The organism is Aquimarina sp. MAR_2010_214, assembly GCF_002846555.1.
GTDB lineage: Bacteria > Bacteroidota > Bacteroidia > Flavobacteriales > Flavobacteriaceae > Aquimarina.
Map to the genome: position 1 here is coordinate 5,217,506 of NZ_PJMS01000001.1, position 20,520 is coordinate 5,238,025.

Genomic DNA, 20,520 nt, shown 5'->3' on the forward strand with positions numbered 1-20,520 from the left:
ATTTATATAAATCAAGGCCTTTTTTAATTATTATACTACCTAATTACATCTAATTGCTTAAACTCTTAAGGCTTGACTTTATAGTAGCAATTTTAGCTTCGGCATCAGCTTGTTTCTTCTTTTCGTTAGCAATAACCTGATCTGGTGCATTATTCACAAAACGTTCATTTTGTAATTTTTTCTGAACAGATTTCAAGAAACCTTCTGTATACGATAACTCATCAGTTAATTTCTTAATTTCTTCTTCTACATTGATCGCTCCAGAAATCGGAATAAAATATTCATTAGATTTCACTCTAAAAGAAAGTGCTCCTTCAACCTTAGCATCTACATAATTTAATGTCGACAAGTTTCCGAGCTTGCTAATTACCGTATCAAAAGAGGTACTACTGTTTCCACTGTTTAACACAGATAATTCGATAGTTTCTTTAAACGCTATATTTTTCTCTTTTCGTATAGTTCTAATTCCAGAAACTACTTCTGCTGCAATCTCAAATTCTGCAATCAAATTTTCATTAACTGCTTGTGGTTCTGGCCAACTAGCAATGATCAATGCTTCTTCTGGTGTTCTATCTGCAATCTGTTGCCATATTTCTTCAGAAATAAAGGGAACAAAAGGATGTAAAACTTTTAAATTGTCTTCTAAAATTTTGATGATCTCTTGATATGTTTTACTATCAATAGGACTGCCATAAGCAGGCTTAACCATCTCTAATAACCAACTACAGAAATCATCCCACACCAACTTATATGTTGTCATTAGAGTGTCACTAATACGATATTTTACATAGTTATCTTCGAGCTCTAAGAGTGTTTTCTGAAATTTTGAAGTATACCATGCTATCGCCATAGCCGAAGATTCTGGTTGATCTATAGTATTATCAATCTCCCATCCCAGAATAAGTCTAGAGGCGTTAAATATTTTATTAACAAAAGCACTACCCTGCTTACACAAGTCCTCATCAAACATTAAATCATTCCCTGCAGGAGCACTTAATAAAAGTCCTACTCTCACCCCATCAGCTCCGAATTTATTTATCAAACCTACAGCATCAGGTGAATTACCTAATTGTTTAGACATTTTACGTCTCTGTTTATCTCTTACAATACCCGTAAAATAGACATTAGAAAACGGTTTTTCTCCTCGATAATGATATCCAGAAACAATCATTCTTGCCACCCAAAAGAATATAATATCCGGGCCAGTAACCAAATCATTAGTTGGATAATAGTAATTAATTTCTTTATTATCTGGCTCTAGGATTCCATTAAAAACACTCATAGGCCACAACCAAGAAGAAAACCAGGTATCCAAAGCATCAGGATCCTGAGTAAGATCTGCATTGGTCAACTCGGTATTTCCTGTTTTTTCTTTAGCTAAAACCAAAGCCTCTTCCCTACTTTCTGCTACCACAAAATCTTCTTTACCATCTCCATAGAAATATGCCGGAATTTGATGTCCCCACCATAATTGGCGAGAAATATTCCAATCTCTAACATTTTCCATCCAATATTTATAGGTATTTATAAATTTTTCAGGAACCAGATTCACTTCTTTATCTAAAACAGCATCTAATGCTGGCTGGGCCAAATCTTTCATTTTTAAGAACCACTGATCACTTAACTTTGGTTCGATCACAGCTTTGGTACGCTCACTAGTTCCTACTTTATTAAGATGCGTTTCGGTTTTTACAAGTACTTCAATACGTTCAAGTTCTTTTACAATTTCTTTACGAACTACAAAACGATCTTTTCCTTCATATTGCAATCCATAGGAGTTCAATGTAGCATCATCATTAAAAATATCTATCACTTCCAGATTATGCTTATCTCCTAAAGTCTTATCATTAGGATCGTGAGCAGGTGTTACTTTAAGACACCCGGTACCAAATTCCATATCTACATATTCATCTTCGATTATAGGTATAACACGATTAGCAATAGGCACAATAGCTTTTTTACCTTTAAGATGTGTAAATCGATCATCATTTGGATTAATACAGATTGCAGTATCTCCCATAATTGTTTCTGGACGAGTGGTTGCAATAGTTAGCGTATCTTCTGTACCTTCAATTTTATAGTTTAGGTAATATAAATTCCCTTGTTTTTCTTCATAAATTACTTCTTCGTCAGATAAAGTAGTCTTAGCCTGAGGGTCCCAATTTACCATTCTATAGCCACGATAAATCAATCCTTTATTATACAGGTCTACAAAAACCTTAATAACAGACGAAGACAAGTTGTCATCCATTGTAAAAGCAGTACGTTCCCAATCACAAGAAGCTCCTAATTTTTTTAACTGTTCCAGGATAATCCCTCCATGTTTATGAGTCCACTCCCAAGCATGTTCTAAAAACTCATCTCTGGTAAGGTCATTTTTATCAACCCCCTCTTCTTTTAACTTAGCTACAACTTTAGCTTCTGTTGCTATTGAAGCATGGTCCGTTCCTGGTACCCAACAAGCATTAAAGCCTTTTAAGCGGGCTCTACGGATTAATACGTCCTGAATTGTATTATTAAGCATATGTCCCATATGCAAAACCCCCGTAACATTTGGTGGTGGAATAACAATAGTATATGCTTCTCTTTCATCAACCTCTGAATGAAAATAATTATTTTTCATCCAGTAGGCATACCACTTTTCTTCTATCGATTTTGCATCGTATTTACCTGCTAAAGACATACTTTGGTCTGATTTTTGAATTAAGAAGTGCAAAAGTACTTATTAAAGTATGAAGTACGAAGTTAGAAATATGAAAATTTAAAAAAAACTAAGGAATGAAATTAAATGATGTTACTATAAAAATATAACAGCTTATACCTTGTATAATATCAAAATTTCAAACCTCATACTTTTAACTTTTGATCTCTTACTTTTTGTTATCATTTTGCAGTTGAATAAAAAGTAAGTACTTTTACGTTTAATAAAAACCTACATCATGAAAAAAATAATGATAATTTTATTTATTGGTTTTCTTGGCACAACTTTAAATGCACAAGACACTGATAAAGCGCAAATAAAATTTAAATCCGAAGTTGTTGACTATGGTGAAATCGCCAAAGGCAGTGACGGTATTCGCAAATTTGAATTTACAAATACAGGAAATGCTCCTTTAGTCATTTCCAGAGTATATTCAAGCTGTGGGTGCACCATCCCTAAAAAACCAGAGCAACCAATTGCTCCAGGAGAATCTGGTGTTATCGAAGTTAAATATGATACCAAAAGAGTGGGACCAATTCGTAAAACTATCACAGTAACATCTAATGCGGGAGATACTCCTACGATGGCTATAAAAATTAAAGGAACTGTACTTGATAAAAGTGTTTTAGAAAAGAAAAACTAGAACTCGCACACAATAATATTAACAAAAAAGGGTACTTTAGAGTATCCTTTTTTATTTTTAAATCACCTTTTTAAGAGAAAAATTGCAGCTTATTTCTATCCCTAACCGCTCTACTCGCATCTTAATCTTTCTTCCTTCTTCAAAATAAAACATATCATTTAATTCAGAAAGTTTATATCTATATGCACTTCTACCATTTACCTGCAAAATAACATCCCCCTTTTTTAAACCTGCGATATCAGCTGGTGAATTAGGCCTAACATCTAAAACTTCATATTTAGGTTGAAGAATAAAGTTGTTTGTAAGTTCAATCGTTTTTTGATTTATCAATTTATTTATACCTAAATATACTCTATCTTCTTCTTTATAATTTCTTACTGCTGTATAACCTGTATGTTGAATAGTAAGCCCGCTCATATTATAATGAAAAGGTTTATTAAAAAAGTTATTCTTTTTAAAAGATATTTTCTTTCTAGTGTAATCTAAAATAAGATTAAACCTTCTTAAGACGTTTCCTCCTAGAGACCCTTGCCTATTATTTAAAGATATTCCTTGTATATATATTGAATCTGGAAATGAAGCTGTTACTTCCTTCATTTTAAAATCACCAATATGAAGTTCTTCAATTTTAGTTTTTTGACCGTATATATCTCCGCTAAAACCTTTGCCCAAAAAATCTCTAAAGGAATTTTCACTAGCGTATATCCCTTTTTCTTTGTTCTCGAACAACCATAGAGAAGAACCAGAACCAGAATCTAACAAAAGATTGATATCAATCAACCCATTGTCTGACTGATATTTAGCAGCAATAAATGGTTTTTTCTTTTTTTCTAAAAATTCAATTTTGGTTTGATAGCATTTCCCGCACTTTTTGTATGTATACGATGCTGGATTATGCATTTTTATGTATTGTTTCGCATAATTAATATCTAACACAAAGTTTTTAATAAAATCATGACCTATAATCCCATGTACAGGAAATCCCATTCTGGGAGAAAAATTAATTGACTCATCTAAAACCAGGTAAATTTTATGATTAGAACTAGTAGCGTCACCTATCTTTACTTCGTTATTAACTGATTTTATAGCTTCTACTGGCTCATCATCACCTAGACCTCTAAGATGAATTTTTGAAGCATTTTTAAGTTCTAAAGAGCTTTTATTATCTACACTAAAGATAATAGTTGACCCAACGCCGGTATCTAAAATAAAGGAAAGTTCGACACCATTTACAACAACAGGAATAACAATAAGATTATTTGCCAATTCAAACCTAATCCTATCACTTTTTTTTCCAGTAGGTAGCCGGAAGTCTTCTTGAGCAAAAAGAGCAATATTAAAGATTAAAAATAGTAGTGAAATCTTACTTTTAAGAAAATGGCAAAAATCTAGTGATAAAATCTTCATTAGTCTAAATATAAAAAAATAGTTGAAAAATCACATCAAGTATGCATCAATTTCTTAAAATATTTAAGAAATTTACCGCTATTTTATTTTTTTAAATCAGATCAGATGCCAATAATATCGCATAAAGGTAAAGCTATGCCAGAATCACCAATTCGAAAATTGGTGCCTTTTGCAGAAAAAGCTGCAAAAGAAGGTAAACATATTTACCATCTAAATATCGGTCAACCAGATATAAAAACACCGATTGAAGCTATGGATGCTGTACGAAACCATAAATTAGATATCCTAGCATATAGTCACTCTGCCGGGTTTGAAAGTTTCAGAAATAAATTGGCTGACTATTATGCAAAACATGATATTACTGTATCCTCTGATGATATTTTGATCACTACCGGAGGTAGCGAGGCACTAATTTTTACCATGGGTAGTATTACAGATCCTGGCGATGAGATTATAGTACCAGAACCTTTTTATGCAAATTATTATAGTTTTTCAACGCAATCTACCGTTAAAGTAGTTCCTGTTATTTCTAAAATAGAAACCGGATTCGCTTTACCATCTATTGCAGAGTTCGAGAAATTGATTACAAAAAAAACCAAAGCTATACTCATTTGTAATCCTGGTAATCCTACAGGTTACCTTTACAGCAAAGAAGAAATAAAACAATTAGCTGAGCTTGCTATCAAATATGATTTATTTTTGATTTCTGATGAAGTATATCGAGAATTCGTATACGACAACTCAGAACATTATTCTATATTACAAGAAAAAAAACTTGATGAATACGCCATTATTATAGACTCAGTCTCTAAACGATATAGTATGTGTGGAGCACGTATCGGATGCATGATAAGTAAAAACAAAAGTGTAATGGAAACTGCTATGAAATTTGCACAAGCGAGACTAAGCCCACCAACATTTGCACAAATTGCTAGTGAAGCAGCATTAGAAGCACCAGAGTCATACTATACCGAAACTGTTGCTAAATATAAAGCTAGACGAGATACCCTTGTAGCTGGTCTTAAGGAAATACCAGGAGTAAAAGTAGGGATTCCCAAAGGAGCTTTTTATTGTATTGCTGAATTACCTATTGAGAATGCTGATCATTTTGCACAATGGCTTTTAGATGAATTTGATTTAGATAAACAAACCGTTATGGTGGCACCAGCTTCTGGATTTTACTCTGGCCTTAACAAAGGAAAAAACCAAGTAAGAATAGCATACGTTCTAAATCGAAGAGATCTTAAAAAGGCAATTGAAATATTAAAAATAGCCCTTGAAAAATATAATGATCAATGAAAATTGAATATAACAAATCCTTAAAAAAGTATAACACTTTCGGAATTGATGTCATTGCCTCAGAATTTGCTGCTATTACATCAGAATCCGAACTAGATACTATGCTCGCAAAAAACAATAAAAATCCAATTTTTATTTTGAGCGGCGGAAGCAACATGCTGTTGACAGAAAATCTTGACATGTTGGTGTTACATATTGCCATTAAAGGAATTGCGGTTACAGAAACATCTGAAAAGCATGTATCTGTATCTGTAAATGCTGGAGAAAACTGGCATGATTTTGTACAATATTGCATCAAAAATAACTATGGCGGGGTAGAAAACTTATCTTTAATCCCTGGATATGTTGGTAGTGCTCCTATTCAAAATATTGGGGCTTATGGTGTAGAACTTAAAGATACAATGACGAGTTGCGAAGCAATTCATATTACTACCCGAAAGAAACATATTTTTTTAAATAAAGATTGCAAATTTGGATATCGCAATTCTATTTTTAAAAATGATGCAAAAGGAGAATACATAATCACAAAAGTTACCTTTAGATTAACCAAAAAAGAACATATTCTTAATACAAGTTATGGCGCTATAGAAAACGCTTTGGCCGATCAAGGAATCACAAAACCGACAATTAAAGATGTTTCTGAAGCAGTGATTGCAATACGAAAAAGTAAACTCCCTGACCCCTCGCAAATTGGAAATAGTGGGAGTTTTTTTAAAAACCCCGTTGTTGATATTAATCATTTTACCAAGCTTCAAAAAACATATCCTAACATTCCTTTTTACAAAATAAATGAAGAACATATAAAAATTCCGGCAGGCTGGTTAATCGAAAAATCCGGATTTAAAGGAAAACGCTGGGGTGATGCTGGGGTACATAAAAAACAAGCTTTGGTTTTAGTAAATTATGATAATGCCACAGGGAATGAAATTTTAAATGTTTCCAAAAAGATTTTAACTGAGATAAAAGAAAAATTTGATATTCTTCTGGAAACCGAAGTTAATATCATATGACACAATAATTGAAACACTAAATCTACCTCTAAGCAAAAAAGAAGTATATCCATTATTCTATAAAACAATAGATAGAATAAGACAAATATCTTTCACGGATTAACACATTATTCTTAATTTCTTGTTTAATACCTTCTTAGCCACACATTCTTTGTATCTTTGTCAATAAATTTGATTTTTATATAATTATGAAGCTTTTATTACTTACAATTGGTTTACTACTATTAGCATTTGGTGGTATCGCAATTAAATTATGGGCAAAAAAAGATGGTAAATTTGCTGGAACATGTGCTAGTCAAAGTCCATTTTTAAACAAAGAAGGAGAATCTTGTTCTTTTTGCGGCAAAACTCCTGATCAGTTTTCTAACTGTACTGAAGAAAAACATACTGAATAACTCTCTACCCACTATCAATTCCACTCAAAATCAATGCATTGAAAAAAGAAAATCTTATCCTTTTAGAAGATCATATTAAAAAAGCTAAAGAAGGGAAGCAAACATCTTTTAATTATCTTTTAGATACTTTTTGGAATGATGTTTACAATTTTCAGTTAAAAAAAACTCAAGACGAGTACGAAGCTGAAGACATTACTATACAAAGTTTTTCTCGAGCATTTGATAAAATCAATACATTTAAAGAAGAATATAACTTTAAAACATGGTTGATTCAGATTTCAAAAAATATTCACATAGACCTACTACGAAAAAAAAATGCATCAATCCAATCCAAAACTACAACGCAAGTAGATGATGCTGTATATAAAATCATCGATCATAATCCAACTCCAGAAGACAAACTAATTACTGAGCAAAATTTAGCCCAATTACTCCTTTATATTAAACAATTAAAACCTAATTACCAGAAAGTAATTAACTTAAGATATTTTCAGGAATTGAGTTATAAAGAAATTGCTGATCACCTCAATGAACCTATAAACAATGTCAAAGTAAAGTTATTGAGAGCTAGAAAATTACTTTCTGAAATAATTACGAATGCAAAACATTAATTTGCAAACAAAAACTATCGCAAGGTAAAAGAAGTAAACCTTTTGATAACACTATACAATGGGTCAATCCACTTGTCGTTAATTTTCTTATCGTATTTTACAAACTTTTGTATCAATCCTTTTGGTGCAGAAATCTCTTTTTCTATTGCAGTGATATTAATATATCTCTGGTTATTAAGCAACCATTTTTCTACACGCTTTCGATTGTTTTTTGTTTTTTTAAGACTTACCAATTCTTCGGGCATGATTTTCTCTTTATCAAAAAAGATAACTGTCAAATTCAAAAAAAATTTCACATTAACTTAATTTTAACCTGATGTTAAGACTTTAGCCGAATATGGTTTTTCTGTAAAGATAAATACTTAGAAAACATAGTCTCTTGTTTCCTATACTATGAGGTAGCTTAACAATATACTTCTTCTTTTTAATTAAGACACTTAGCACAATGATGCGTTAACTTTATTCAAAACTTCATTTTAATCTAAGCTTTCTTTGTATTTTTGCTAAAAATATTGCTTGTATGAATAACAATGTTGCTAGCGTAGCACCTCCTAAAGGAAAACCAAAATGGTTACGTGTTAAACTTCCTACGGGAAAGAAGTATACAGAACTTCGAGGATTAGTAGACAAATACAATTTACATACCATCTGTACTTCGGGAAGCTGCCCAAATATGGGAGAATGCTGGAGTGAAGGGACTGCTACTTTTATGATATTAGGCAATATATGTACACGTTCCTGTGGTTTTTGTGGTGTTAAAACCGGAAGACCCGAAACTGTAGATTGGGAAGAACCCGAAAAAGTTGCTCGATCTATAAAATTGATGAATATAAAACATGCTGTTGTTACATCTGTAGATAGAGATGATTTATTAGATGGTGGATCAATTATCTGGGCAGAAACTATTCAGGCTATTCGTAGAATGAACCCAGAAACCACATTAGAAACATTAATCCCTGATTTTCAAGGAAAAACAAAAAACATAGATAGAATTATTGCAGTAAAACCAGAAGTAGTTTCTCATAATATGGAAACTGTAAAGAGGTTAACTCGAGAAGTTCGTATCCAGGCCAAATACGAGCAAAGCTTACAAGTATTAAAATACCTTAAAGAAAATGGTATTAAACGTACAAAAAGTGGCGTTATGTTAGGATTAGGAGAAAAAGAAGAAGAAGTTATACAAACATTAAGTGACCTTAGAACAGTAGGTCTAGACATTGTTACTATAGGACAATATCTACAACCAAGTAAAAAACATCTTCCTGTAAAAGAATTTATAACTCCGGATCAGTTTAAAAAATATGAAGAAATAGGTTTAGAAATGGGATTCAGACACGTAGAAAGTAGCGCTTTGGTTAGATCTTCATATAAGGCACAAAAGCATTTAACTTAATCCAAAAAGCAGTAAGGATTTAATGAATACACCTATTAGAATAGCTATTAACGGTTTTGGAAGAATCGGCCGTAACTTATTCAGGTTACTAATCAATCACCATAATATACAAGTTGTAGCAATAAACGACCTCGCCGACTCAAAAACCTTAAGTCACCTCCTTAAATATGACAGTATACATGGTGTTTTATCTTTTGAAATAGCTCATACCAAAGATCATATTATAGTTCAAGGTACATCAATACCTCTGCTAAATGAAAAGGATCCAGAACGTTGCAACTGGAAAAAATATGATGTAGATATTGTTGTCGAATCAACAGGAAAATTTAAAACCAGACCTGATGCTGAAAAACATTTGAAGGCTGGAGCAAAAAGAGTTATTCTATCTGCTCCTTCTATAGAAGACAGTATAAAAACTATTGTCATGGGTGTAAATGACCACATTCTTGATGGATCAGAAACCATCCTGTCTAATGCTTCTTGCACCACAAACAATGCAGCCCCCATGATCAAGGTTATCAATGACTTATGCGGGATTGAACAAGCCTATATCACTACTGTACACAGTTACACTACCGATCAAAGTTTACATGATCAACCTCATAGAGATTTAAGACGGGCACGAGCTGCAAGTCAATCTATAGTTCCCACAACAACAGGTGCAGCAAAAGCATTAACAAAAATTTTCCCTGAGTTAAGTGAAGTGATAGGAGGATGTGGTATCAGAGTCCCAGTTCCAAATGGATCACTCACAGATATCACCTTTAACGTTAAAAGACAGACTTCTATTCAAGAAATTAACGATGAATTTAAAAGAGCATCTCAAACTAGCCTAAAAGGTATTTTATCATACACAGAAGATCCAATCGTATCTGTTGATATACTTGGCAATCCGTACTCTTGTACATTTGATTCTTTAATGACTTCTGTGATCGGAAAAATGGTAAAAATCATAGGTTGGTACGATAATGAAATAGGGTATAGTAATAGAATAATTGATTTAATTATTAACATTTGTAAGAAATAACTATCTTAGTTGAGATATTTCAGAGGAAAAATGCCAACCCAAATCAAATATTCTATAGCGCGATTTTTACTTATTTGTTGTTTTTTTGGTTCTGCACAGACGACTGAGCTCTCAGAAAACAATCAAATGAGCGACTCTATTGAGAGTTATTTGGTAAATGCTTCACAATCTATTGACCAAACAAGATTAGAACCTGCACTTTCTAATATTATCAACGCAAAGGAGCTTGCTTTACAACAACAAGACAAAACCTATATAGCAAAAACCAATATGGTATTAGCTAAGCTATATCGGGAATTGGGAGATTTAAAAAAAGCTGAAGAACAGATTCTTGATGCTATTGCTTTTCAGGATGAAACCAATGATGAATTCATGCTTGTTTCTTCATATACTATATATGGGTCAATTGCCACAAAGCTTAAAAAATTTAAAACAGCATTAAAATTCCTTGAAGATGCATTTAGAATAGCCAAAAAAAATGATTTCAAAAGCCAGGAAGGACCTATAAAATTAAATCTTGGACTTTTAGCTCTTGCTCAACAAAAGCCCGAGTTAGCTATACAACACTTTAATAGCGGGCTTCCTATCATAAATTCATTTGATCAGTATTATTTTAAAGCAAAACTCTACACCAATAAAGCTAGAGCACAATTACTGATAAACCAACCTGATGAGGCCATGAAAACCAATGATTTGGCCATGCAAATTGGTAAAGATATGGGGTATGAAGAAATACGATCAGAATGCTTTGAACTGTATAGTCAAATCTATGAACGAAAAGAAGATTATCCTGCTTCCCTTGTCAACCTTAGAGCACACGAAAAAATAAAAGACGCTCTTTTCAACACCAACAAAGAAATTATAGCTCAAGAAGCAGGTGCCAAATTAAATCTAAACGAAAACAATGTTCTTATAGAAGAATTAACAGAAGAAAACATACAACAACAAAAATCTCTAAAACTAGGACGACTTACGACGATACTAAGCATTGCTTTAATAACAATACTATCCCTTCTGACTCTTTCTTTATATAAAAACAATAACCTAAGAGCCAGAGCAAACGAATTATTACAAAACAAGAACACAGAGCTTATACTAGCAAAAGAGAATGCCGAAAGAGCCAGCGAGGCCAAAGTTCAATTCCTTTCTACGATAACACACGAGTTAAGAACACCACTATATGCTGTTACAGGATTAACACATCTGTTACTCGAAGAAAGCCCTACCCCCAACCAAAAAGAACATCTTAACTCTCTCAAATTTTCTGGAGAATATCTCTTATCTCTAATTAATAATATTCTGGACCTCAATAAACTTGAAGCTAACAAAGTAGAACTGGAGAGCACATCATTTAATCTAAAAAAACGAATAAATGATGTATTAATAGCCCTAGGCAAATCTGCCAAAGACAGAAAGAATAATTTACATTATGAATTTGACGAATCCATCCCGGCTAAACTTAAAGGAGACCCTCTAAAAGTATCTCAGGTCTTAATCAACCTTATCGGAAATTCTATAAAATTTACACAGAATGGAGATATTTGGATACGGGTAAAACCAATTAATCAGGTTGAAAATAAAATCTTACTTAGTTTTGAAATTGAAGATAATGGAGTAGGAATATCAGAAAAGAAGCAACTTAGTATTTTTGAAAACTTTACTCAAGGTTCTGTACAAATAAACAGAAAATTTGGTGGTACAGGCCTAGGACTATCAATAGTAAAAAATTTATTATCCTTAATGGACAGTGAAATTAAACTAGAAAGCAAATTAGGTAAAGGATCAAAATTTTTATTTAATCTTAAATTTGAGATTTTTGAAGACAAAAGCACCAATTATACTGAAGAAGCTAAAAATATTGATTACAGTGTAATGATCGATAAGCACATACTGGTGGTAGAAGACAATAAAATCAATCAGCTAATTACAAGAAAAATCTTAGAAAAGAACAAAATCAAATGTGATGTTGCTGATAATGGTGATATTGCAGTAAATAAAACAAAAGAAAACGCCTTTGACCTCATTCTTATGGATATTCATATGCCAGGAATCAGTGGAATCGAAGCTACAAAACAAATTAGAAAATTCAATAAAGAAATTCCAATTATAGCATTAACAGCAGTTACTCTTGATGATAACCTGGATGAATTCTATGATAACGGGTTCAATGACATCATACCAAAACCATATAAAACTGAAGAATTTTTTACAAAACTTCATAAAGCATTAGTAGAAAAACAAACCACAGCTTAGTGATTTGGTAAGGTTTTTAAGAAAGATTAACCGAGTTTATAAATTATAGACTCCAGAATCAAGAAATAAGGTTCTATCTCTAAATAAAGTCTTATTTTTTTTCAATAAACTTTACTATTTTATTATCAAAAGAAGCAGTTTCTCCTACAAATCTTACTTCTATTGGCTGATACCATAATTTCTTTTCAGAAATATCCGAAGCCAACCTCACATAATCTTTTTCTGTAGTAATAATAAATTCAAGATCATTTAATTTCTTCAATTCGGCATTGGTAAAATTATGATGATCAGGAAAACCAATATGATCAAATTTTAGTCCTAAAGAAGTATAATGATCCAATAAAGGAGTAGGATTAGCAATACCCGTCACTAAAGTAAAATGAATATTTTGCAAGGATTTGATTGGTTTTGTTTCAGAAATATTCACAATATCACTTCCATAATCAATAGTCGTAAAAAACAACTCCTGATTGCGATTGATCGCAAGTTTATCAGTAATTCTTTTCTTTTCTTCAAAAGATAATGAATCAGGGCATTTTGTAACTACAATAATATCTGCTCGATCAGCTCCCTTTTTTGGCTCTCTTAAGTTTCCTGTAGGTAAGACAATATCATTACAGTAGAGATCATAATATGCAGTAAGCAAAATATAAAATCCTGCTTTTACCTTCCGATGTTGATATGCATCATCCAATAAAATCACATCAGGCTTATTTGTTAATGATCTTAAATTAGAAATTCCATTACGTCGATCTGCATCTACAGCCACAATAACATCTGTAAATTTTCTTTTAAACTGAAGCGGTTCATCCCCTACTTCTTTTGCGGTAGAAGAAGCTGTGACTAACTTAAAACCTTTGGTTTCTCTTTTATACCCTCTACTTAGTGTCGCTAAGGACACCCTATCTTTAAGCAAAGTCACTAAATATTCCACCATCGGTGATTTACCGGTTCCTCCTACACTAAGATTACCCACTACTAGTATTGGAAAATCATATGTCATAGATTTTTTAATCCCAAAATCATACAATTTATTTCTCAACCAAGTAACCAGGTAATAAAAAGGGACAAAAGGTAAAAGTATTTTTCGCAGTAAATTCACACGTTTAAAATTTTCAATATATCACAACAACAAAAGTATAAAACGAAACTTTGATTATTGATAAAAGTTTTTTTACATTCAATTTTTATTCAAAAACATATTATAATGCAAATAAAAGAGGTTATACAGCATCTTGAAACTTTAGCTCCAATAGCATACGCAGAAGATTTTGATAATGTTGGTTTATTGGTGGGTAGTCCCGATACTGTGGTGACAGGAATTCTGGTGACTCTGGATACTCTAGAAAATATAGTAGATGAAGCTATAGAAAACAATTGTAATTTGATTATAAGCTTTCATCCCATTGTATTTAAGGGGCTCAAAAAGTTTAATGGCAGCAACTATGTAGAACGAGTAATAATGAAAGCTATCAAAAATGATATTGCCATTTTTGCCATTCATACTGCGTTAGACAATTCGACATATGGTGTAAACGATATGATATGTGAGCAATTAGGGCTTATGAATCGTAAAATTCTCATTCCGCAAAGCGGAAATATTAAAAAACTGGTCACCTTCGCTCCTATTGCTGAAGCCGAAGTACTACGCAATAAACTATTTGAAGCAGGAGCGGGCTCCATTGGCAATTATGATAATTGTAGTTTTTCATCAGAAGGAACAGGAACATTTAGAGCCTCTGATACTGCAAATCCAACGATTGGTGAAATCGGAAAAACACATCACGAAAAAGAAACTCAGATTCAGGTTACATACCCCAAACATTGTGAAGGCAAAATCCTTAAAACACTTTTTGAGAATCATTCTTATGAAGAAGTCGCCTATGAAATCACTACTCTCGAAAATAAAAATCAAAATATTGGGATGGGCATGATTGGAGAATTACCAAACCCAATAGAAGAGCTAGATTTTTTAAAACACATCAAAAATGTTTTCAAAACCGGGTGTGTAAGACACTCAGAATTGTTAAACAAACCCATCAAAAAAGTAGCAGTTTTGGGAGGTAGCGGTAGTTTTGCTATTGCCAACGCACATCGTGCAGGTGCAGATATTTTTATCACCGCAGATTTAAAATATCATCAATTCTATGAAGCAGAAGGAAGATTAATATTGGCTGATATCGGTCATTATGAGAGCGAACAATACACAAAAAACTTAATTGTTAGTTATCTTAGAAAAAAAATCAGTAATTTTGCAATCATTTTATCGGATAAAAATACCAATCCTATTCAATACATATAAAATATGGCAAAGAAAGAAGTTACTGTTGAGCAAAAATTAAGAGCTTTATATGACTTGCAATTAATAGACTCTAGAGTTGATGAGATCAGAAACGTACGCGGAGAATTACCTTTAGAAGTTGAAGATCTAGAAGATGAAGTAGCCGGATTAAACAAAAGATTAGAAAAGCTAAACAATGATCTTAAGGCTATCGATGAAGGTACTAAGAGCAAGAAAAATCTAATTGAAGAAGCTAAAGCACTGATCAAAAAATACGGAGAACAGCAAAAAAATGTTCGTAATAACCGTGAATACAATTCGTTGAGTAAGGAAATTGAATTTCAAGAATTAGAAATTCAATTAGCAGAAAAACATATCAAAGAACATAAAGTTCAGATTGTTCAAAAAAACGAAATCATCGATCAGACTAAGACAAAACTTAGCGAACGTAACTCACACCTTTCTCATAAAAAAGGAGAGCTTGATGCTATTTTAGCTGAAACTGAAAAAGAAGAGCAAGCTTTAATTTCTAAATCTGAAGATTACCAAAAAGAAATCGAAGATCGCTTAATTAGTGCTTACAAAAGAATACGTAGCAATGTAAAAAATGGACTTGCTGTTGTACCAATTGAACGTGGCGCTTCTGGAGGATCATTCTTTACCATTCCACCTCAAGTACAGATGGAAATTGCTTCTCGCAAGAAAATCATTACAGATGAGCACAGTGGTCGAATTTTAGTTGATCAAGAACTTGCAAAAGAAGAAAAAGAGAAAATGAACGCACTTTTTGCAAAATTATAGCAAAAAGATAGTTAAATAATACACAGCCTCAGTTTTACTGAGGCTTTTTTGATTGCACAAACAATGAATCACATCCTCATTATAGGCTTTGTTTGGCCAGAACCCAATTCTTCTGCAGCAGGAAGCAGAATGATGCAACTTATAGCACTATTTACGGCTCAAAATTGGAAAATTACCTTCGCCAGTCCTGCAGCAGAAACAGAGCACATGATTAGCCTTGAAAACATAAACATCTCTAAAGCTGCAATAGAACTCAACAGCTCCAGTTTTGACGATTTCATCACAGAACAACAACCAGACATAGTGATATTTGATCGATTTATCACAGAAGAACAATTTGGATGGAGAGTTACAAAACATTGTCCCAATGCATTAAAAATACTAAATACAGAAGATCTACATAGCCTTAGAAAAACTCGGCAAGAATCATTTAAAAGCGATACTACTTTTAGTAATGACGATCTTTTACATAATGACATTACAAAACGGGAGATCGCAAGTATCTATCGATGTGACCTTTCTCTAATTATCTCTGATTTTGAAATAAAACTTCTTAAAGAAACCTTTAAAATAGACAAGAATCTATTATTCTACCTACCATTCCTATTTAAACCTATTACTGCAGAGACAAAAAAAAGATGGCCAGAATACAAAAACAGAAAACACTTTGTTACGATAGGAAACTTTCGTCATGAACCCAACTGGAACAGCATATTATACCTTAAAAAGATCATCTGGCCATTAATCAGAAAAGAACTTCCAGAAACAGAACTACATATTTACGGAGCATACCCTCCTCCTAAAGCAACACAACTACACAACCCTAAAGAAGGGTTTTATATCAAGGGGTGGACAAAAAATGCAAAAGAAATAATGTCACAAGCACGTATCTGTCTTGCTCCATTACGATTTGGAGCGGGAATTAAAGGAAAACTTGCAGAAGCTATGCTTTGTGGCACCCCAAGCATAACAACCACTATTGGAGCAGAAGGAATGCTAGATGAGGAATCCGATTGGAGCGGCTTCGTAATTGACGACCCTTCAAAATTTGCCAAAGCAGCCGTAAGGTTATACAACAACGAAAGTCTCTGGCAACAATCACAACAAAACGGAATAGAAATCATAAATACGCGATTTCAGGAAAAAATCTTCTGTAATTCATTCCTGAATCAGGTTTCTAAACTTCAAAAAAACCTGAATAAACATCGTACCGAAAACTTTATAGGCAACTTACTTCAGCATCACACACTACGAAGTACCGAATTCATGTCTCGATGGATAGAAGAAAAAAATAGAAGTAAATAAAATAGTAATCCTTTAACAACAATTAACACACTCACACTACACCTATATTTTGATTTCTATTTAAAAAATAAAAAAGCCTTTCCATATTATGGAAAAGCTTATATATTACATAAAAAAACGTACTACCTAAAGAGCAGCTACGTGTTTTGCTAATTGCGATTTCAAGTTAGCAGCTTTATTCTTATGAATAACATTATTCTTAGCTAACTTATCAAGCATAGAAATAACTGTAGGAAACAAAGTTTCTGCTTCTTTCTTATCAGACTCACGTAATTTCTTTATAGCATTACGTGTCGTTTTATGCTGATATCTATTTCTAAGACGCTTTGTCTCGTTACTTCTAATTCTCTTTAATGCTGACTTATGATTTGCCATCTCTCTTCTATTAAATTTCTTACTATAAAATTTGTAGCCCGTAGGGGAATCGAACCCCTCTTACCAGGATGAAAACCTGGCGTCCTAGCCGATAGACGAACGGGCCATTTTCCCTTTTCAAGGATTGCAAATTTATAGCTTTCACTTTAAATTTGCAATTAATTTCATTATCGTAGCCCGTAGGGGAATCGAACCCCTCTTACCAGGATGAAAACCTGGCGTCCTAGCCGATAGACGAACGGGCCATGTTGTCTAATTGCGGATGCAAAAATACAACTATTTTTTAATGCTGCAAGTGTTATTTTATTTTTTTCTAAAACTTAATATGCCTTAGCAAATAACACCCTGATTTTTGATGGTTTACCACTATACACACAGTCCCCATCTTCTTCTTTTGCATCAAAAGGAATACACCGTATTGTAGCCTTTGTAAGCTCCTTTATCTTTTGTTCTGTTTCTGCAGAACCATCCCAATGCGCCGAAATAAACCCTCCTTTATTTTCCAAAACATCTTTAAATTCATCAAAAGAATTCACTTCTGTAATATGTTCATCTCTATATTGAGTTGCTTTTTGATGCAAACTTTCCTGAATTTCTACAAGTAACGATTCTATAGTTGTTACCACTTCATCTTTAGAAACAAATTGTTTTGTCAATGTATCTCGACGAGCAAGTTCTACAGTTCCTTTTTCTAAGTCTTTAGGCCCAATTGCAATCCTAAGAGGTACTCCTTGTAATTCATATTGAGCAAATTTAGCTCCAGGCCTATGTGTATCTCTATTATCAAACTTAACAGAAACCCCTTTAGATCTTAAATCGGAAACTAGTTTATTAGCAACTTCAGAAATTTGATTTAACTGCTCTTCTCCTTTATATATAGGAACAATCACTACCTGAATAGGAGCCAAATTTGGTGGCAACACCAAACCATTATCATCACTATGAGTCATAATTAGAGCCCCCATCAAACGGGTAGAAACTCCCCACGAAGTCGCCCAAACATAATCCAACTTACCTTCTTTTGAAGTAAATTTCACATCAAAAGCTTTTGCAAAATTCTGCCCTAAGAAGTGTGAAGTACCTGCTTGTAATGCTTTCCCATCCTGCATTAGCGCCTCAATACAATATGTATCTTCTGCTCCTGCAAAACGCTCACTCTCTGTTTTTCTTCCTCTTATTACCGGAATAGCCATAAATTGCTCTGCAAAATCTGCATACACATTATTCATTTGCTCTGTTTCAGCAATTGCCTCTTGTCTTGTCGCATGAGCTGTATGACCTTCTTGCCATAAAAACTCTGCAGTACGGAGAAATAATCTGGTTCGCATCTCCCACCGTACTACATTAGCCCACTGATTAACCAAAAGAGGTAAATCCCTATATGACTGTATCCATCCTTTATACGTATTCCAAATAATAGCTTCAGAAGTTGGGCGTACAATCAACTCTTCTTCTAACTTAGCTTTAGGATCCACAATCAGCTTAGAACTGTCTTCAGGATCAGTTTTTAATCTATAATGAGTAACTACTGCACATTCTTTGGCAAATCCTTCTGCATTCTTTTCTTCTGCTTCAAACAAACTTTTAGGCACAAATAATGGAAAATAAGCATTTTGATGCCCCGTTTCTTTAAATTTCTTGTCCAATTCTGCCTGCATCTTTTCCCAAATAGCATAACCGTACGGCTTAATCACCATACATCCTCTTACTGCCGAATTCTCGGCCAAGTCAGCCTTAACGACTAATTCATTATACCATTTTGAATAATCTTCACTACGCTTTGTTAAATTCTTACTCATAAGCTTCTATTTGGCACAAATGTTGTGGCTATGTTAAATATAGTTTAATTAGCGCAAAACTAACTAAATTTGTAATGTTCAACAATAAAATAAGAAGATATGCGACTTAAAAATTATTTTCAGAGAAGTGGAGCCATCGGTTTTTTACTTTTGGCTGCCATCCTTATGTTGACATCTTGTGGTTCATATGAGTATACTCCTTATAGAGATGGTATTTATGGCAACACAGGAAGCCAAAAAAATCTTGAGACCCAACCCAACAATACAGATGAAAAATCTAATTATTATTCTAGTTATTTTTCTGAAAAATCTTCGCAAATTGACACTGCTATTGAACAGGATGCAATTTTTACTGATATTGATTCTTATTCGAGTGAAGGTTACGATGTAGCAGATACTACTGCTACCGCATTAAATTATGAAGTTGGACAACCTTCTTGGGGAAGTGACTATGATGAAATCAATGTTAATGTAATTAACACTGGCTGGTATGCACGCCCATATTGGGGTATAGGATATGGATGGAACGGATGGAACGGATATGGATGGGGAGGTTACTATAACTCGTATTGGGGAATTGGTTGGAACAATCCTTACTGGTATGGCGGTTACTACTGCCCTCCTTACTATTATGGAGGCTATGCTGGTTATTATGGAGGTTATTATCGCCCTTACTACAATAGGTATCCATATTATGGAAGAAGTAGATACAGAGCCTATAATAGAGGGGCAAGAAATTCATACGCATATTCTACCAGAAGTCGCAGGGCATACAATTCTAATTACAATACCCGATCACGAAAAGCATCAAATTACAACACAAGGAGTCGAGGGTATTCTAACAGAAGAGTTGATGCTGCTAGAAGAACACGGTCTTCAACAAACAATTACTATAACCGATCTAGGTCTTCTAATAACACATATTCTCGTTCACGATCATCATCTGTAGGCAGAAGCAATTCCACAAGATACTCTAACCCTACATCGACTACAAGATCCAGAAGCAGTTCTTCAACCAGAAGTAGAGGGTATTCTCCTTCATCAAACAATTCTTCTAGAAATCGAAGTTCTGGATATTCTAGAAGTAATTCATCACGAAGTAGTGGATATTCTAGATCAGGAAGTAGTAGATCCAGAAGTAGCGGAAGTCGAAGCGGTAGCAGAAGTCGAAGCCGTGGAAGAAACTAAAATTTTTAATTTAAAACCTAAACAATTGTTAG

18 protein-coding genes and 2 tRNA genes are annotated in these 20,520 nt (G+C 33.4%); 12 read left to right on the forward strand and 8 right to left on the reverse strand.

Annotation, left to right across the window (positions count from 1 at the left end):
• Positions 1 to 49: 49 nt before the first annotated feature.
• Positions 50 to 2,683, reverse strand: coding sequence for a valine--tRNA ligase (locus tag ATE84_RS22380; RefSeq protein WP_101450060.1), 2,634 nt, complete (start codon positions 2,681 to 2,683; stop codon positions 50 to 52).
• A 256-nt stretch (positions 2,684 to 2,939) separates the two neighbouring features.
• On the opposite strand from ATE84_RS22380, the gene ATE84_RS22385 reads away from it, so the two are divergent.
• Positions 2,940 to 3,344, forward strand: a complete 405-nt coding sequence (locus ATE84_RS22385; protein WP_101450061.1) for a DUF1573 domain-containing protein — start codon at positions 2,940 to 2,942, stop codon at positions 3,342 to 3,344.
• Positions 3,345 to 3,401: 57 nt separating this feature from the next.
• On the opposite strand, the gene ATE84_RS22390 is transcribed toward ATE84_RS22385, so the two are convergent.
• On the reverse strand, positions 3,402 to 4,751 hold the full coding sequence (locus tag ATE84_RS22390) for an aspartyl protease family protein (RefSeq protein WP_101450062.1): 1,350 nt from the start codon (positions 4,749 to 4,751) through the stop codon (positions 3,402 to 3,404).
• Between the two features lie 105 nt (positions 4,752 to 4,856).
• On the opposite strand from ATE84_RS22390, the gene ATE84_RS22395 reads away from it, so the two are divergent.
• The 4 genes from ATE84_RS22395 to ATE84_RS22410 all read left to right on the forward strand — a co-directional run bounded on the left by ATE84_RS22395 (position 4,857) and on the right by ATE84_RS22410 (position 8,066).
• Positions 4,857 to 6,050: a pyridoxal phosphate-dependent aminotransferase gene (locus ATE84_RS22395; RefSeq protein WP_101450063.1), complete on the forward strand. Its 1,194-nt coding sequence runs from the start codon at positions 4,857 to 4,859 to the stop codon at positions 6,048 to 6,050.
• Positions 6,047 to 7,060 (forward strand): UDP-N-acetylmuramate dehydrogenase, encoded by a 1,014-nt coding sequence (gene murB, locus ATE84_RS22400; RefSeq protein WP_101450064.1) that lies wholly within the window; start codon positions 6,047 to 6,049, stop codon positions 7,058 to 7,060. The genes ATE84_RS22395 and murB overlap by 4 nt, the downstream gene beginning before the upstream one ends.
• A gap of 188 nt (positions 7,061 to 7,248) precedes the next feature.
• Positions 7,249 to 7,455 (forward strand): membrane or secreted protein, encoded by a 207-nt coding sequence (locus ATE84_RS22405; RefSeq protein ID WP_101450065.1) that lies wholly within the window; start codon positions 7,249 to 7,251, stop codon positions 7,453 to 7,455.
• A 38-nt stretch (positions 7,456 to 7,493) separates the two neighbouring features.
• Entirely contained in the window at positions 7,494 to 8,066 is a 573-nt protein-coding gene (locus tag ATE84_RS22410; RefSeq protein ID WP_233195875.1) for an RNA polymerase sigma factor, read from the forward strand.
• A 14-nt stretch (positions 8,067 to 8,080) separates the two neighbouring features.
• On the opposite strand, the gene ATE84_RS22415 is transcribed toward ATE84_RS22410, so the two are convergent.
• Positions 8,081 to 8,362, reverse strand: a complete 282-nt coding sequence (locus tag ATE84_RS22415) for a hypothetical protein (RefSeq protein ID WP_101450066.1) — start codon at positions 8,360 to 8,362, stop codon at positions 8,081 to 8,083.
• Between the two features lie 224 nt (positions 8,363 to 8,586).
• Between ATE84_RS22415 and lipA the strand changes: the two genes are divergently transcribed.
• From lipA to ATE84_RS22430, 3 genes are all read left to right on the forward strand, one after another.
• Complete coding sequence (gene lipA / locus ATE84_RS22420) at positions 8,587 to 9,459, forward strand: lipoyl synthase (RefSeq protein WP_101450067.1); 873 nt, start codon at positions 8,587 to 8,589, stop codon at positions 9,457 to 9,459.
• A 22-nt stretch (positions 9,460 to 9,481) separates the two neighbouring features.
• A complete protein-coding gene (gap, locus tag ATE84_RS22425) occupies positions 9,482 to 10,486 on the forward strand; it encodes a type I glyceraldehyde-3-phosphate dehydrogenase (RefSeq protein WP_101450068.1) in 1,005 nt (334 codons plus the stop codon).
• Between the two features lie 126 nt (positions 10,487 to 10,612).
• Positions 10,613 to 12,739, forward strand: a complete 2,127-nt coding sequence (locus ATE84_RS22430; protein ID WP_101451195.1) for a response regulator — start codon at positions 10,613 to 10,615, stop codon at positions 12,737 to 12,739.
• Positions 12,740 to 12,830: 91 nt separating this feature from the next.
• Here ATE84_RS22430 and lpxK read toward each other — a convergent pair whose 3' ends face one another.
• On the reverse strand, positions 12,831 to 13,841 hold the full coding sequence (lpxK, locus tag ATE84_RS22435; protein WP_101450069.1) for a tetraacyldisaccharide 4'-kinase: 1,011 nt from the start codon (positions 13,839 to 13,841) through the stop codon (positions 12,831 to 12,833).
• A 105-nt stretch (positions 13,842 to 13,946) separates the two neighbouring features.
• Here lpxK and ATE84_RS22440 point away from each other — a divergent pair, with 105 nt between their 5' ends.
• The 3 genes from ATE84_RS22440 to ATE84_RS22450 all read left to right on the forward strand — a co-directional run bounded on the left by ATE84_RS22440 (position 13,947) and on the right by ATE84_RS22450 (position 17,126).
• A complete protein-coding gene (locus ATE84_RS22440; protein ID WP_101450070.1) occupies positions 13,947 to 15,041 on the forward strand; it encodes a Nif3-like dinuclear metal center hexameric protein in 1,095 nt (364 codons plus the stop codon).
• Between the two features lie 3 nt (positions 15,042 to 15,044).
• Complete coding sequence (locus tag ATE84_RS22445; protein ID WP_101450071.1) at positions 15,045 to 15,821, forward strand: zinc ribbon domain-containing protein; 777 nt, start codon at positions 15,045 to 15,047, stop codon at positions 15,819 to 15,821.
• Between the two features lie 63 nt (positions 15,822 to 15,884).
• Complete coding sequence (locus ATE84_RS22450) at positions 15,885 to 17,126, forward strand: glycosyltransferase family 4 protein (RefSeq protein WP_101450072.1); 1,242 nt, start codon at positions 15,885 to 15,887, stop codon at positions 17,124 to 17,126.
• Positions 17,127 to 17,252: 126 nt separating this feature from the next.
• On the opposite strand, the gene rpsT is transcribed toward ATE84_RS22450, so the two are convergent.
• From rpsT to proS, 4 genes are all read right to left on the reverse strand, one after another.
• Positions 17,253 to 17,501, reverse strand: coding sequence for a 30S ribosomal protein S20 (gene rpsT / locus ATE84_RS22455; protein WP_101450073.1), 249 nt, complete (start codon positions 17,499 to 17,501; stop codon positions 17,253 to 17,255).
• Positions 17,502 to 17,535: 34 nt separating this feature from the next.
• Positions 17,536 to 17,607: transfer RNA gene (locus ATE84_RS22460), tRNA-Glu, on the reverse strand.
• A gap of 67 nt (positions 17,608 to 17,674) precedes the next feature.
• Positions 17,675 to 17,746: transfer RNA gene (locus ATE84_RS22465), tRNA-Glu, on the reverse strand.
• Between the two features lie 75 nt (positions 17,747 to 17,821).
• On the reverse strand, positions 17,822 to 19,300 hold the full coding sequence (gene proS, locus ATE84_RS22470) for a proline--tRNA ligase (protein ID WP_101450074.1): 1,479 nt from the start codon (positions 19,298 to 19,300) through the stop codon (positions 17,822 to 17,824).
• 99 nt (positions 19,301 to 19,399) lie between these two features.
• Here proS and ATE84_RS22475 point away from each other — a divergent pair, with 99 nt between their 5' ends.
• Positions 19,400 to 20,488, forward strand: coding sequence for a hypothetical protein (locus tag ATE84_RS22475; protein WP_101450075.1), 1,089 nt, complete (start codon positions 19,400 to 19,402; stop codon positions 20,486 to 20,488).
• The last annotated feature ends 32 nt before the right edge of the window (positions 20,489 to 20,520 follow it).

What these genes read in the sequence shown, in the direction of transcription:
- ATE84_RS22380 (WP_101450060.1), bottom strand. Translation starts at nt 2,683, where the DNA reads ATGTCTTTAGCAGGTAAATACGATGCAAAATCGATAGAAGAAAAGTGG.
- ATE84_RS22385 (WP_101450061.1), top strand. Translation starts at nt 2,940, where the DNA reads ATGAAAAAAATAATGATAATTTTATTTATTGGTTTTCTTGGCACAACT.
- ATE84_RS22390 (WP_101450062.1), bottom strand. Translation starts at nt 4,751, where the DNA reads ATGAAGATTTTATCACTAGATTTTTGCCATTTTCTTAAAAGTAAGATT.
- ATE84_RS22395 (WP_101450063.1), top strand. Translation starts at nt 4,857, where the DNA reads ATGCCAATAATATCGCATAAAGGTAAAGCTATGCCAGAATCACCAATT.
- murB (WP_101450064.1), top strand. Translation starts at nt 6,047, where the DNA reads ATGAAAATTGAATATAACAAATCCTTAAAAAAGTATAACACTTTCGGA.
- ATE84_RS22405 (WP_101450065.1), top strand. Translation starts at nt 7,249, where the DNA reads ATGAAGCTTTTATTACTTACAATTGGTTTACTACTATTAGCATTTGGT.
- lipA (WP_101450067.1), top strand. Translation starts at nt 8,587, where the DNA reads ATGAATAACAATGTTGCTAGCGTAGCACCTCCTAAAGGAAAACCAAAA.
- gap (WP_101450068.1), top strand. Translation starts at nt 9,482, where the DNA reads ATGAATACACCTATTAGAATAGCTATTAACGGTTTTGGAAGAATCGGC.
- ATE84_RS22430 (WP_101451195.1), top strand. Translation starts at nt 10,613, where the DNA reads ATGAGCGACTCTATTGAGAGTTATTTGGTAAATGCTTCACAATCTATT.
- ATE84_RS22440 (WP_101450070.1), top strand. Translation starts at nt 13,947, where the DNA reads ATGCAAATAAAAGAGGTTATACAGCATCTTGAAACTTTAGCTCCAATA.
- ATE84_RS22445 (WP_101450071.1), top strand. Translation starts at nt 15,045, where the DNA reads ATGGCAAAGAAAGAAGTTACTGTTGAGCAAAAATTAAGAGCTTTATAT.
- ATE84_RS22450 (WP_101450072.1), top strand. Translation starts at nt 15,885, where the DNA reads ATGAATCACATCCTCATTATAGGCTTTGTTTGGCCAGAACCCAATTCT.
- rpsT (WP_101450073.1), bottom strand. Translation starts at nt 17,501, where the DNA reads ATGGCAAATCATAAGTCAGCATTAAAGAGAATTAGAAGTAACGAGACA.
- proS (WP_101450074.1), bottom strand. Translation starts at nt 19,300, where the DNA reads ATGAGTAAGAATTTAACAAAGCGTAGTGAAGATTATTCAAAATGGTAT.
- ATE84_RS22475 (WP_101450075.1), top strand. Translation starts at nt 19,400, where the DNA reads ATGCGACTTAAAAATTATTTTCAGAGAAGTGGAGCCATCGGTTTTTTA.